The 13,603-nt window shown below is 34.9% G+C and carries 13 protein-coding genes; 12 read left to right on the forward strand and 1 reads right to left on the reverse strand.

The features are described 5' to 3' along the window. On the reverse strand, window positions 1-319 hold a 319-nt coding region (locus B5G32_RS13900; RefSeq protein ID WP_239386175.1), incomplete at its 3' end, for a DUF6431 domain-containing protein. Window positions 320-548: 229 nt separating this feature from the next. On the opposite strand from B5G32_RS13900, the gene B5G32_RS02340 reads away from it, so the two are divergent. The 12 genes from B5G32_RS02340 (at window position 549) to B5G32_RS02395 (ending at window position 13,244) form a co-directional block, all read left to right on the forward strand. Further along, a complete protein-coding gene (locus B5G32_RS02340; RefSeq protein WP_239386176.1) occupies window positions 549-1,577 on the forward strand; it encodes a plasmid recombination protein in 1,029 nt (342 codons plus the stop codon). 24 nt (window positions 1,578-1,601) lie between these two features. Next, window positions 1,602-1,979: a TnpV protein gene (locus B5G32_RS02345; RefSeq protein ID WP_087935734.1), complete on the forward strand. Its 378-nt coding sequence runs from the start codon at window positions 1,602-1,604 to the stop codon at window positions 1,977-1,979. Between the two features lie 202 nt (window positions 1,980-2,181). Beyond that, window positions 2,182-2,754: a TetR/AcrR family transcriptional regulator gene (locus tag B5G32_RS02350; protein WP_055273826.1), complete on the forward strand. Its 573-nt coding sequence runs from the start codon at window positions 2,182-2,184 to the stop codon at window positions 2,752-2,754. 3 nt (window positions 2,755-2,757) lie between these two features. Next, a complete protein-coding gene (locus tag B5G32_RS02355; protein ID WP_021949696.1) occupies window positions 2,758-3,474 on the forward strand; it encodes a flavodoxin family protein in 717 nt (238 codons plus the stop codon). Between the two features lie 144 nt (window positions 3,475-3,618). After that, the gene (locus B5G32_RS02360) at window positions 3,619-4,590 is read left to right on the forward strand and encodes a helix-turn-helix domain-containing protein (protein WP_055273822.1); all 972 of its coding nucleotides are present in this window, start codon (window positions 3,619-3,621) and stop codon (window positions 4,588-4,590) included. 289 nt (window positions 4,591-4,879) lie between these two features. Further along, entirely contained in the window at window positions 4,880-5,458 is a 579-nt protein-coding gene (locus B5G32_RS02365; RefSeq protein ID WP_087935735.1) for a TetR/AcrR family transcriptional regulator, read from the forward strand. Further along, window positions 5,445-6,176, forward strand: coding sequence for an ABC transporter ATP-binding protein (locus tag B5G32_RS02370; RefSeq protein WP_087935736.1), 732 nt, complete (start codon window positions 5,445-5,447; stop codon window positions 6,174-6,176). The genes B5G32_RS02365 and B5G32_RS02370 overlap by 14 nt, the downstream gene beginning before the upstream one ends. Next, entirely contained in the window at window positions 6,173-6,904 is a 732-nt protein-coding gene (locus B5G32_RS02375) for an ABC transporter permease (protein ID WP_055273816.1), read from the forward strand. The genes B5G32_RS02370 and B5G32_RS02375 overlap by 4 nt, the downstream gene beginning before the upstream one ends. Before the next feature lie 27 nt (window positions 6,905-6,931). Next, window positions 6,932-7,603 carry a methyltransferase family protein gene (locus B5G32_RS02380; RefSeq protein WP_087935737.1) on the forward strand — a complete coding sequence of 224 codons (672 nt, stop codon included), beginning with the start codon at window positions 6,932-6,934 and terminating at the stop codon, window positions 7,601-7,603. Window positions 7,604-7,767: 164 nt separating this feature from the next. Next, on the forward strand, window positions 7,768-8,244 hold the full coding sequence (locus B5G32_RS02385) for an MGMT family protein (protein ID WP_055273812.1): 477 nt from the start codon (window positions 7,768-7,770) through the stop codon (window positions 8,242-8,244). Window positions 8,245-9,071: 827 nt separating this feature from the next. Further along, window positions 9,072-11,156: an ATP-binding protein gene (locus B5G32_RS02390; protein ID WP_087935738.1), complete on the forward strand. Its 2,085-nt coding sequence runs from the start codon at window positions 9,072-9,074 to the stop codon at window positions 11,154-11,156. Between the two features lie 474 nt (window positions 11,157-11,630). Beyond that, window positions 11,631-13,244 (forward strand): AAA family ATPase, encoded by a 1,614-nt coding sequence (locus tag B5G32_RS02395; protein WP_087356997.1) that lies wholly within the window; start codon window positions 11,631-11,633, stop codon window positions 13,242-13,244. The last annotated feature ends 359 nt before the right edge of the window (window positions 13,245-13,603 follow it).

Below are 13,603 nucleotides of genomic sequence, written 5' to 3' on the forward strand. Positions count from 1 at the left end.
GATTCAAATCCTGCATAGAATTTGAGCGAATAATGGATAGAGTGTCATGAAATAGAATTTGACTATAAGGAATAATGACAGATAGTAAAAATGCATGTGTATGATGACAATGCTTACATTTGAATCTTTGGATTTTAAGGGGAATGATGCCATCTGGTGTTTTGATTTTGCGCGTATAAAAGCCATGCTTGATAAGATGTCCTTTATGATGACATGGACATTCTAGAGAAGCGATATTAAGATCTTCAAGACATTCATTATAAAATGTTTGCATTTTAGAAAAGTTTTGATTGAATGTGTCTGAGTAATAGGTTATCATATAAGTGTTCTTTGAACAGAGGATAAAGGCTAGCATTGGCGTGAGAGGCTTTATCCTTTTCCTTTCCAACTATTATCATACTAAAATAGTCTTATCATTTAAAGTGATTATTTCTTATTCATTCACTTTGATAAGACTTTTTCTTTTATTTTGACTATTTTCTTTATTTTTCTTTTTATTTAATTTGGCATTCAACAATATAGATTACTGCAACGAGCCGATAAGGAAAGTGTATCACGAATTATTCGATGATGCGCTGAAAAGATACAACGACAGGCAGACAAGAGCTGACCGAAAGATAGAAAACTACTATGAAAAAATCCGCAGTTCCAAACAGGAAAAACCGTTTCACGAACTGATTTTGCAGATAGGCGATAAGGAAAATATGAGCGCTGAAAGCGAAAACGGGACGCTTGCCCGACAGATTTTAGATGAATACTATCGTGGGTTTCAGGAGCGAAATCCGCAGTTAAAAGTATTTTCGGCTCATCTGCATATGGATGAGGCAACACCGCATCTGCACATTGATTTTGTTCCCTTTACCACCGGCAGCAAGCGTGGACTGGATACAAGAGTGTCGTTGAAACAGGCGCTTGCAGCACAGGGCTTCAAGGGCGGTACTCGTGGAGATACCGAGTGGAATCAATGGGTAAGCGCAGAAAAATCCGCCTTAGCGTTTGTTATGGAACGCCACGGAATTGAGTGGGAACACAAGGGGACTCATGAAAAACATCTCTCTGTTTTGGATTACAAAAAGCAGGAGCGAGAAAAGGAAATTAACGCTCTTGAAGATAAGCTTGTCGAGAAAAAAGATGAGTTTCGTGTTATGGCTGACCGTATTAAAAACTTTGATAATGGCGAAAGAGCGTTGCAAAATCTTGATGAGAGTATCATGAACGGGCCTGAATATCAGCTCCCTGAGCCTTCTGCGATGATGTCGGCAAGGAGCTACAAGACAAAGTTTGTTGAGCCGCTTGTAGCCCGATTTAAATCTTTAATCAGCACCTTATTTGCACGATATTTCAAGGCGTTGGACAGTTATCACAGGTTGAACATCACAAACGGAAATCTATATCGTGAAAACGAAAAGCTCTCAAAAATTAACGGTAAGCTTACCGAAGAAAACACAAGGCTGAGGGCTGAAAACAAAGATTATTCGCTGCTTCGCAGAGTATTCGGACACAAACAGATAGACAGCTTGCTTGAACAGGCGAGAAATCTCAAAGGTCAAAAGCGTGATTACACACGCTCAAGATAAATCATTTTTCAGGAGGAAAACAAAATGGCAAAGATGATTTTTGAAGAACTGGGCGGCACTTATATACGGCAGGGAGATTATTTTCTTCCTTGTCTGTCTTTACCCGCCGAAAAAGAAACCAAGCCTATCGGCGTATGGGGGCAGCGGCATTTGCGCTATCTCAAACAGTACCGCAAGGTGCTTTATACCAACCTGCTTACAAGCGGCAAGCTGAACAGCTATCTTGTGGATATTGACGAGCAGGCGGAAGATACGTTTCTTCGGCTGGTAAAACAGATAGCGGAGCGAGAGGGCTTAACCGAACAGCTAAAGGCAGAAAATTCAATGCTGTGGGTACAGACAATGAACAGTATTCGTAATAGAGCAATGGATATTGTAAACGAGGAAATTATCTATAATTAAAGCATTATAACGCATACAACTGTAAAATTGTGGCGGGTAGGGATAAACTCCTTACCCGTCTTTTTTTGCTCTCTTAAACGCTTAAACAGGGCGGTTTGACACCGAAAAGCGTTACATACTTCACTTGTTAGTCACAATCTCTTGACTTTTTGAACTGCGTTCAGCATAATGTATTTGAACAATGTTCAAAAGGAGGTATAGTGTGGATAATAAAGAAGCCATTATACAGGCGACGATTAAACTAATTGAGGAAAAAGGGGAACATTTAGACGAAGTTACAGTCCGTGAGATATGCAAAAGAGCAGGCGTTGGATTAGGCCTTGTAAATTATCATTTTGGAAACAAGGATCAACTCATCGAGCAATGTATTGAGCGTATGATAAACGGAACAGTTGAGCATTTTCAGAATATACGAGAGAAAACAGACGGCTTTACTCCTTTTGAGAAGCTCACTTATCTCGGCAATATAACCCTTGATTTTCTGTTTGAACATTATGCCATTTCCAAAATTTCTGTTCTTACCGATATGCAGTCACCGAAAGAAAATGACAACACTTACAGAACTTATGCGGCATATCTTCCGCTTGTTGCAGCCTGCCGTCCTGACCTTGATGAAGCGGCGATAAGACGAAAAACGCTGTATTTGATTACCGTTATGCAGCAAATGTTCCTACGATACGAAATTATATCGCAAATATTGGGGATTGACCTTAGACAGAAAGAAAACCGCAGGAATTTTCACACACAAGTTTTACACGATATTTTGGAGGTATAAAGAGTGAATATAACAGTGATAAACGGAACGGAAAAACACGGCGTTACCTATCGTCTAAAAGAGATGTTTTTAGCAGACTTTAGTGATAATGCGAATATTACAGAATATTATCTTCCAAAGGATTGCCCCGCTTTCTGCGCTGGCTGCACAAACTGTATCTTAAAGGGCGAACAGAAATGCAAGGATGCTGAATATATCAGGAAAATTGAAAAATCACTTTTGGAAGCGGACTTGATTGTGATGACATCGCCTGCATATGTCTTTCATGCGACCGGTGCAATGAAAGCGTTACTTGACCATTTTGCCTATCGTTGGATACCGCACCGTCCTGCTCCTGAAATGTTTGGAAAACGAGCTGTCATCATAACACAATGCTTGGGCAGCGGAGCAAAATCTGCGGCAAAAGATATGAAGCACAGCTTATCGTGGTGGGGCATTTCCAAAATCGAGATATTTACCGGTGCATTGATGAGCGATATCGTCTGGGAAAAATTGCCGCAAAAGAAACAAGCCGAGCTTGCGGGAAAGCTTCAAAAGCTGTCTCGGAAGTTTGCTCATATAGATTATACAAAGCCCGCACATACAAATTTGATTACGAAATTTAAGTTTTTCTTCTGCCGTATGATGCAGAAATCCATACATAGATCAGATCCCGAATACCTTGACGGAAAGTATTGGGCGGAGCAAGGCTGGCTTGCCGACAGCAGACCGTGGAAATAGTTTGTATTGTATGGAAAAATACTTCTGCAACCGCAGGTTGACACATTTCAAACCGCCGTTTGGTGGTATGCAACCTTTGAAAAGAGTATCCTATACATAGAAATAGGGCGATTGCACTACAGTATCAAACGGAGGTAAATGATTATGATTTTAGCGGATAAGATTATTCGATTGAGAAAAAGAAATGGCTGGTCTCAGGAAGAACTGGCTGCAAAAATGAATGTGTCCCGTCAGGCGGTATCCAAATGGGAGGCTGCACAGACTACACCGGATTTAGAAAAAATTCTTCAGCTTGGAAATTTGTTCGGCGTGACGACCGATTATCTTCTCAAGGACGAAATGGAAGATGAGGAGTTCACAGATGAAACAGATATACCTGTGAAACGGATTACTTTGTCACAGGCAGATCATTTTTTGAAATGGAGAAAGTCTGCGTCCGTAAAAATTGCCGTAGCAACTTTTCTTTGCGTTATTGCGGTAATCCCTCTTTTGCTTTTGGGAGCTGTGTCCGAGGTTGCTCTCTCCATATCTGAAAATGTCGCCGGAGGGATCGGGCTTGTTTCTCTGTTCGTTTTTGTTGCTGTTGCAGTTGCGATCTTTCTGCACTGCGGCTTTAAAAATGCACCCTATGACTTCATTGATAAAGAACCTTTTGAAACAGAATATGGCGTAACGGGAATGGTTAAAGAAAGACAAAAAGAATATAGACCTGTCTATGTAAGGAGCAATATGATTGCAACCGGTATCTGTATTCTATCCCCCGTTCCTCTGCTGGTCGGTGCGTTTACCGAAAACGAATTTTTAATCGTTATCATGCTGGCAATTACTTTGCTGCTCGCCGGAATCGGAGCAGGAATATTTATCATAGCCGGCGTTCGATGGGCGAGTATGCAGAAGTTGCTGAAAGAGGGTGAATATACACCCCAAGAGATAAGGAAAAGCTACATTAAGGAAACGATTGCAACAGCGTACTGGCTGTCAGCAACAGCTATATACCTTGCCTGGAGCTTTTTAACAAACGCATGGGAGACTACCTGGATTGTGTGGCCGGTGGCAGGGGTCTTGTTTGCAGGTGTTATGGCGATCTGCCGTTTATTCACAGACAAGAAAGATTGATAAAATCCTATCGCATTTTAAGGGCAGAAGTGATATTAACACGCTTAAGACGAAGAATGACAACTGCAAATAACGCAATGTAACGCATACAACTGTAAAATTGTGGCGGGTAGGGATAAACTCCTTACCCGTCTTTTTTGCTCTCTTAAACGCTTAAACAGGGCGTTTTGACACCCAAAAGCGTTACATATTCCGTTTCACTGTTATAGCTGCTTGACAAAAAGCAGCTATTTCTATATAATAAGAAACAGATGTTGCGTAATAAATGTTGCCTTAAGGAGATGAACAAATGCCCCCGAAATTTAAGTTTACAAGAGATGAAATGACTAATGCCGCTTTGAATGTAACACGGAAGAATGGAATATCTGGATTGACCGCAAGAGCGTTGGCTGCGGAGCTTGGATGCTCTGTCAAACCGATTTTCGGACTGTTCAAAAATATGGAGGAAGTCGGGCAGGAGGTTTTTATAGCTTCTGACCTGCTGTATCAGAATTATTTGCGTGAAGATATGGCTAAGGGAAAATATCCCCCCTATAAGGCAAGCGGCATGGCATATATCCGCTTTGCCAAAGAAGAAAGGGAGCTTTTCAAGCTGCTTTTTATGCGTGACCGAAGCCGTGAAAAAATAGAAGAAAACAAAGAAGAAATCAGACCCCTTATGCAGTTAATACAGCAAAATTTAGGGATTAGTGAAGATGAAGCATATTTGTTTCATCTGGAAATGTGGCTCTATGTTCACGGTATTGCTACGATGATAGCCACTTCCTATCTTGATTGGGACGATGAATTTATCAGCAGAGTGCTTACCGATGCTTATATGGGACTTAAATACCGCTATACGGAGGGAAAAGACAATGCAGGCAATTAAAACTGTTCAGCTTACAAAAAAATATAAGGATGTAACCGCCGTAGACGGCCTTGATTTGACGGCCCGGCAAGGCGAATTATTTGCTCTGCTTGGCGTAAATGGGGCAGGAAAAACGACCACAATTAAAATGCTTACTTGCTTGACAAAGCCCGACAGCGGCAAAGCCTTTGTGAACGGCAACAGTATTGTTACTGATGTGGCTGCGGTGAAAAGTATCATAGGCGTATCTCCGCAGGAGACAGCCGTTGCCCCAAATTTAAGTGTAAGGGAAAACCTTGAGCTGATGTGCGGTGTTCACGGTTTTACAAAAGAGAAGATGCATGCTAAAACCAAGGAGCTTTCCGAACAATTTGATTTAACCGCTATTTTGAGCAAAAGGGCAGGTAAATTATCGGGCGGTTGGCAACGCAGGTTAAGCATTGCAATGGCTCTTATCAGCGAGCCGCAGATACTTTTTCTTGACGAACCGACATTAGGGCTTGATGTTCTGGCACGAAGCGACTTATGGGATACCATTCGTACACTTAAAGGGAAAACAACCATTATCTTGACCACGCACTATATGGAGGAAGCGGAAGCTCTTGCAGACCGTATCGGTATTATGAAGGACGGCAAGCTGCTTGCGCTCGGAACAGCGGAGGCATTGAAAGCAAAGGCGGGAACGGAAAAATTCGAGGACGCTTTTGTTGCTATTGTAAAAGGGAGTAAAAAATTATGAGATTGCTTGCATTTTCGGGTAGAACGGCAAAAGAAATACTGCGTGACCCGCTTAACCTGTTTTTTGGCTTAGGCTTTCCTCTTGTCCTTATCGGTTTGCTTACTGCAATACAGGCAAATATTCCTGTGCCGATGTTTGAGCTTGACAATCTAACCCCCGGCATAACGGTATTTGGATTATCCTTTATGACTTTGTTTGCCGCTGTCCTTATTTCAAAGGATAGAGAAAGTGCATTGCTGCAAAGGCTTTATACTACTCCGCTTACCGCTTCGGATTTTATTTTCGGCTATACCCTGCCAATTTTACCGATTGCAGTAGCACAGGGGGTTATTTGCTACATAGCGGCGGCTCTGCTCGGCTTGAAGCTGACAATCACTGTTTTATATGCCTTGCTGTTTCTCATTCCCGTAGCATTGTTTTATATTGCTTTGGGGCTTATCTGCGGAAGCGTTTTTAATTCAAAGCAGGTCGGCGGTATCTGTGGAGCGTTACTTACCAATTTGTCCGCTTGGATGTCGGGGATTTGGTTTGATGTAGACCTTGTAGGCGGCGTATTTAAGAAAATCGCAAATGCTTTGCCTTTCATCCATGCTGTTGAATTGGAACGGGCTGTCTTTAGTGCGGATTATTCGGGTATCCTGCCGCACCTTTGGTGGGTGCTCGGTTATACCATTGTGGCTGTTGCAGGGGCTGTGCTTTTATTTTTGCGGCAGATGAAAAAACAATAATAGTAGCCGACAAAGGAGGGCGGTACAATGACAATAAAATTATTTTGCAATGCAATCATAAAATTTGTGCTTGGAATTATTCTTGTAGGGCTACTTCTGTTTCTGCCTGCGGGAACAGTGCAATATCCCAACGGTTGGTTGCTTATGGGAGTTTTGTTTGTTCCTATGTTTGTCGCCGGTATTGTGATGATGTTCAAAAACCCCCAATTATTAAGTAAGCGTCTTAACGCTAAGGAACAGCAAAGCGAGCAAAGTCTTGTAATAAAACTTAGCGGCTTGATGTTTGTTGTTGGCTTTGTATTGGCAGGGCTTGATTTTCGTTTTGGCTGGCTGTCGCTTCCTAAAACAGTGCCTTACATAGCGGCTGCTATATTTTTGATTGCGTATTTGCTTTATGCAGAAGTCTTACGGGAAAATACATATCTCTCCAGAACGATTGAGGTGCAGGAAAATCAAAAGGTAATTGATACAGGACTTTACGGTATTGTCAGACATCCAATGTATAGTGTAACAATTATTCTTTTCCTTACAATGCCGTTGATGCTTGGATCAATACTCTCTTTCGTTGTGTTTCTCTTTTATCCTCTGATTATCGCAAAAAGAATAAAAAACGAAAAACAGGTACTTGAAACCGAACTTGACGGATATGCAGATTATAAAAAGAAAGTTAAATACAGGTTAATACCTTATATTTGGTAGTCTTAAATTATATTATTTAGAAAAAGGTAACAGGGATTAAATTGCTATCAGCTAAGATGCAGAGCTGGAGAACTGAGTATTAAATTTAAAAACGGAAATTTTAAAACCGTCTCATTGCATAGGTTTTTTCATTGACTTATACTTGTGTACAGGAGGTGCTTACAATGGCAAATGAAGATAAAAAAGATTTTAATGCGATGCTGCATGATAGTAAGGATATGCCCAAATTTCAGACGATCACAGATGAAAAAAGCATAGAGAAGTATGGCGGAAACAAAATGTATTTTGCGCCGCCGATTGATTATGATAAGGTTATGCGTCTTGTGCCGTATGGAAAACTGCTTACTGTTGGTGCGATAAGAGAATATTTTGCAAATGAAAATGGAGCCGATTTTACAGAGCCGATTACAGCAGGAATATTTGTTTCGATTGTTGCGTGGGCGAGCTATCAGCGTTCCAAGGATGTAACACCTTATTGGCGCACCTTAAAGGCGAATGGGGAATTAAACGCCAAATATCCCGGCGGCATAGAAGCTCAGAAAGAAAAGTTGGAAGCGGAAGGACATACGATTGTCCAAAAAGGCAGGAAAAATATCAGATACTATGTTAAAGACTATGAAAGAGCTCTATTTGTGTTATAGATGTTTTTGGGAAACGATTTTAATATCTTGATTTTCTAAACAAAATCGCTTATAATGTGAGCCAGAACATATTGTTATTATCCGCAGTTTCAGAGCCAGTGTTATCAACCCCGATAACAAATTGATAACATTAGCCCATATAGGCAGGATAATATGGATACATCAAATATTCAAAAGCACCACGAATACGACAGAGAATAATCTCTAAACAAAATTGATTAGGCTTTGTCGAGTTCGAATAGTATCAATTTAATTTTGTATGTAAAATCGTCATAAAAATGGCGATTTTTCTTTTGTTTATATTATTTTATATAGTTTATATAATTTACCATATTGGAAATAGTATCATTTAGTATTTTACTAATGAATTATACAAAGTAAACAAGTATATGGGTAATATGTTAACAAGTTAATGGAAAATATTATGATTTTAAGTCAGAAAAATGGATGGGTTATGGAAATATTAACAGATAAAATGATGGATACTATATTTTCAACAATATAAAATAAATACATAAATTAGTAAATGATTGAAAGGAAAGAAAAACTTTTTATTGACGCAAGTGATTTTTATGCTTTTTGTAGCCAAAACAGTAATTTAGCATTTAAATATTGACTGTGATATATAGTTTGATATAATATATTTAGCAATTTGCCGACTAGAGTGCTAAAAAATATTGAAATGATTTAGTAAGTTATTTTAATATGCATTTATATTTTAAATAAAGAAGCGATTCGGAAGGTAGTAAAACTATTAAAAGTTTGGATTTATTAAATATTAATTAAAATATATGATAATTTATCTGTAAAATAAAGGAGGGCTTTTTTTGAAAATCGAATTTAATAATCTTGGGGTAATTGAGCATGGTAATTTAGAAATTATAGAAAATAGTATTAATGTCAAATATGGAATTAATGGTACAGGAAAAAGTACAATAGCCAAAGGAATTGAAAAAAGTATTAAAGGAGAAGATTTATCTGTTTTAAAAAAATATGATAGTGATTTAGTTCCAACTATTCAAATTGATAAAAACTTTTCTAATGTTATTGTTTTTAATCAAGAATATGTGAATCAATATTTATTTCATGAAGATATAGTTAATAATAGTTTTGAAATACTTATTAATACTGATGAATATAAATTGGCATTAAAACGCATTAATAATCTTTTTTTTGATCTTGTGAATAGTATTTCATCTTCTGATATAAAAACAATAATAGAAGAATTAACAGGATTTAAAAATAGCTTGGATTTTAAAATAAAAGAAACCAAAAAAGGAACTACCTATAGTGTTCCTGCAACAACAAAATTTGCAAAAGGGAAAAAGTTATCAAATCTTTCTGTGTTAATCACAGAAGATGCAAAACCATATCAATCATTATTAGAAGCAAATAATAATTTTGAATGGCATAAATGGTTTGAAAATGGTATAAAATTATTGACTGGGAAGAAATGCCCATTTTGTTTAAATGATTTACCAGAAAACTTTGAAAAAATATGCGCAGATATCAATAACACATTTAAAACGACTGCTTTAAAACAAAATGTTGAAGTTAAAAATGTAGTACATAAAATAAAAAAATATTTTGATGATAATACAAAAAAAGAAGTTGATAATATAGTTAATAGCAATGATAAAGTTTCATCTGATGAAGCAAAATTGCTTTATTCTCTTTATGTTTTGTGTGAACAAGAATTAAATAAATTGAACAATTTAAGTAATTTAAGTGTTATACAAATAAAGGAAAAATATGATAATAATATTCTTGTTGACTTTTTAAAAGAAAATAAATTATCAATGGATTTTTATTCGCATTTAGAAAAAGATGTTTTTGAGAAAATCAATAATGTTAATAATTCTATTGATAATTTAATTAGTAAAGATAAGGATATTAAAAATATTACTCAAGAATTTTCACAAAAGTTGAATTTTTGTATTTTGAATAAAAGCCAATATATAAATGATTTTTTAAGAATATCAGGTATTCCTTATGAAGTTAAAATTCAAGCATTAGGTGATAAAAATTATAAAACAATTTTAAAACCTATATGTGTTGAAAAAATAATTTCAAAAGATGATTTAAGCTATGGAGAAAGAAATGCAATTTCTTTGATATTATTTTCATTAGAAGCAGAACAAAATTATGATTTAATTATTTTAGATGATCCTGTTTCATCTTTTGATAATAATAAAAAATTTGCAATATTGTATTATTTGTTCACGAAAGATAATGCAGTATTTAAAAATAAAACAGTTATTTTATTTACTCATGATTTTGATATAATTATTGATTTGATGTATAAGGATAATTTTAGAAATATAAATGACTCTTGTTCATTTGTATCAAATCAAAATGGTATTTTTACTGATATAAGAATAAAAAAAGATTGGGTTTGTAATACATTAAGACAATGGGAGAAAAAATCAAAAAATACAGGATTAAATATATTATTGCGCTTGGTAAATTTGAGAAAATATTTACAATATAGTAATCCAAAAGAAAATGATGCATTCAATATTATCTCATCTTTAGAGCATCTTTATGATACACCTAAGAAAAAAGAATGTGGTGAATTAATTGATATGAACGAAGATGAGATTAATGATGGTATTTCAACCATTATGGAGTATATTAATAATTTCGATTATGAAGATATTTTATCCAAATTAAAAAGTAGCAGTAATTTAATAAAGTGGTATAAAAGTGCTACATCTTCTATTGATAAATTACAAATTATGAGAGCATACTTATATTTGAATCCGTTAAAGGCAGAAGATCAAGTATTTATGAGCTTTATCACAGAATCCTATCATTATGAAAATAATGAAATGATCTCTTTGGATGAAAAAAGATATAATATAATTCCAAATTATATTATCAAAATTTGTGATAGTATTATAGGAAATTAAATAATATTTTGATTTAATATTATAATACATTAAAATTATTCAAATAATAGAAATGAAAAGAATGACCAATATTAATACATAGTAAAAAAGTTATATTTATTCAATAAGTTAGAACTATATATGAATGTCAAAAGTTTGATTAGTATAGCTGATTATAATTTTATGATATAGAACATCATTTGATACTAAGCAACCTGAAAGAACGATTCTAATTTGATACTATTGATTTATCAAAAGAATAGAACAAAGCAAAAAGCATATAGAAAATAGTTGACTTTTATAAAATTATTAACCTAAATAAGTTAATAAAAATATATTTTCGGGCGAGTTCGAATAGTAAAAGATGCATTATTTATTTTATATGACAGGCAATTTATGGAATTGCCTGTCATATATTAAATATAACTTTTTAAATACTCTTAATTAAAAAATGTTGCCAACATAATATTTATAAGAAGGGGAGTAAAATAATTTATGAAAATAAGAAAAATACGAATGAAAGAGTATAAAAGATTTTATGATTTAACCATAGATTTAGGGGATGATCCGAAAAGGATAGTTGCTCTGGTAGGACCCAACGGTTGTGGAAAAAGCAGTGTCTTTGATGCAATGTTATTTTTAGCTAAAGCGTATATGGGAAGAATTGGACAAAATGGTATAACTAGGGACTATCATTATCATTCTCTTAAACAAGTTCCAGGGTATAATTATGAAAATGTACAAATAGAATTTGAACAGGGGACATTTAGTCAAGTTTATAATAAAATGCAGAAAGAAGGAAGAGGAAATAGCATTTTTAGTTTTCGAAGTTCCTTTCGATATAATGGTAATTTAAAGATAATGCAAACCAAAGCAGTTAAAGATATTATTCAGAATGATTATGGTGCTTCTTCTGCATCTGATATAGATCAGCGAATTGAAGAAGATTATCGTCGATTATTGGCAAAATATAATAAGTATCGGGACGATAATGATTTGAGGCCGAGTGAAGCGAGAGAGCATATTATAGGAAAATTAAATGCAGCATTAAGTGCTTGTTTAGATTTAAAAATTACAAGTTTAGGTAATATTGATGAGAATAAAGGGACATTGTATTTTAAAAAGAGTGATGCAGATATAGTATTTGACTACAATGTTTTATCAGCTGGAGAAAAGGAAGTAATTGATATACTACTTGACTTATATTTAAGGAAAGATACATATACAGATTCAGTATACATTATAGATGAACCAGAACTGCATTTAAATACATCGATTCAGAGAGCATTATTAATTGAAATTAACAAAATGGTTCCAGAAAATTGTCAAATATGGATTGCAACACATAGTATTGGTTTTTTGAGAGCAATACAAGATGAATTAAAAAATGAGTCACAGATTATTGAATTTAAAAGTGATAATAAATGGGCGGCTGAAGCATTTATATTGCAACCAGTGCAGATAAGTCGTTCAGAATGGCAGAATCTTTTTTCAACGGCTCTTGATGATTTAGCTAAATTAATCTGTCCTAAAATTATCATTTATTGTGAAGGGAGAGCAGAGCCTAAAAAGGATGGTAGTGAGAGAGGATTAGATGCTGATGTATTTAATACCATTTTTGCAAAGGAGTATCCAGATGTCTTATTCATATCCAGCGGAGGAAATACTGAACTAGATCAACGCAGTGATATTGCTATTGCAATTTTTTCTAAAGTATTTCCAGAATTGAAAATATGGGTATTAAAAGATCGTGATATGGCCTCTGGAAAGGCAACTGATGAACATACAAGAAGAATTTACTTAGAAAATAATTCAGAAAATCACAGAGTATTAAAGAGATTTGAACTAGAAAATTATTTGTATGATAAAGAAGTTTTAAGTGAGTATTGTAGATGGAATAGACTACAATTTAATGAGTCAAAATATAATAGAATAGTACATGATATTACTAATGATAATTTAAAAGATAAGACGGGGGAGATAAAAAGTTGTTGCGGGATAGGAATAAGTATTAATCCTGAGAGGTTTAAAAGAAATTTGGCAGCATGTATTAACCAGACAATGGGTGTTTATAAAGAATTAGAAGAAGTAATTTTTAAAAGAAAATAATATAATGTTTGATTGAGGCCAAGAATTTATAATAAGACTGTAGCAATATTTTGGCAACAGAAAATCAGTAAATAAAAATAAATGATGTAATTGAAGTAAACATAAGTGTGAAACCACACTAAACTTAAATAAATATAGTTAATAATACCGAAGAACACGGTGAATACTAATAGATAGAATAGTATCTGATGGATAACAGGTAACATATAAATGTAAATAAAATCTCTTTACTAAGAATAAAGGTAAAGGGATTTTTTATTATTATAGGGAAAGTCTTACATAGCTAAAATAAGTAAATTTAATAATGTTAAGAAAAATGATACAAATGATTATAAAAAAATATATAATAGTATAAAAGA

It is taken from the genome of Massilimicrobiota sp. An80, assembly GCF_002159255.1.
GTDB classification, from domain to species: domain Bacteria; phylum Bacillota_I; class Bacilli_A; order Erysipelotrichales; family Coprobacillaceae; genus Allocoprobacillus; species Allocoprobacillus merdigallinarum.

Coding starts and splice junctions, on each gene's coding strand:
- B5G32_RS02385 (WP_055273812.1), top strand. CDS start 7,768: ATGGCAAATGAAGATAAAAAAGATTTTAATGCGATGCTGCATGATAGT.
- B5G32_RS02360 (WP_055273822.1), top strand. CDS start 3,619: ATGATTTTAGCGGATAAGATTATTCGATTGAGAAAAAGAAATGGCTGG.
- B5G32_RS02365 (WP_087935735.1), top strand. CDS start 4,880: ATGCCCCCGAAATTTAAGTTTACAAGAGATGAAATGACTAATGCCGCT.
- B5G32_RS02375 (WP_055273816.1), top strand. CDS start 6,173: ATGAGATTGCTTGCATTTTCGGGTAGAACGGCAAAAGAAATACTGCGT.
- B5G32_RS02345 (WP_087935734.1), top strand. CDS start 1,602: ATGGCAAAGATGATTTTTGAAGAACTGGGCGGCACTTATATACGGCAG.
- B5G32_RS02395 (WP_087356997.1), top strand. CDS start 11,631: ATGAAAATAAGAAAAATACGAATGAAAGAGTATAAAAGATTTTATGAT.
- B5G32_RS02370 (WP_087935736.1), top strand. CDS start 5,445: ATGCAGGCAATTAAAACTGTTCAGCTTACAAAAAAATATAAGGATGTA.
- B5G32_RS02380 (WP_087935737.1), top strand. CDS start 6,932: ATGACAATAAAATTATTTTGCAATGCAATCATAAAATTTGTGCTTGGA.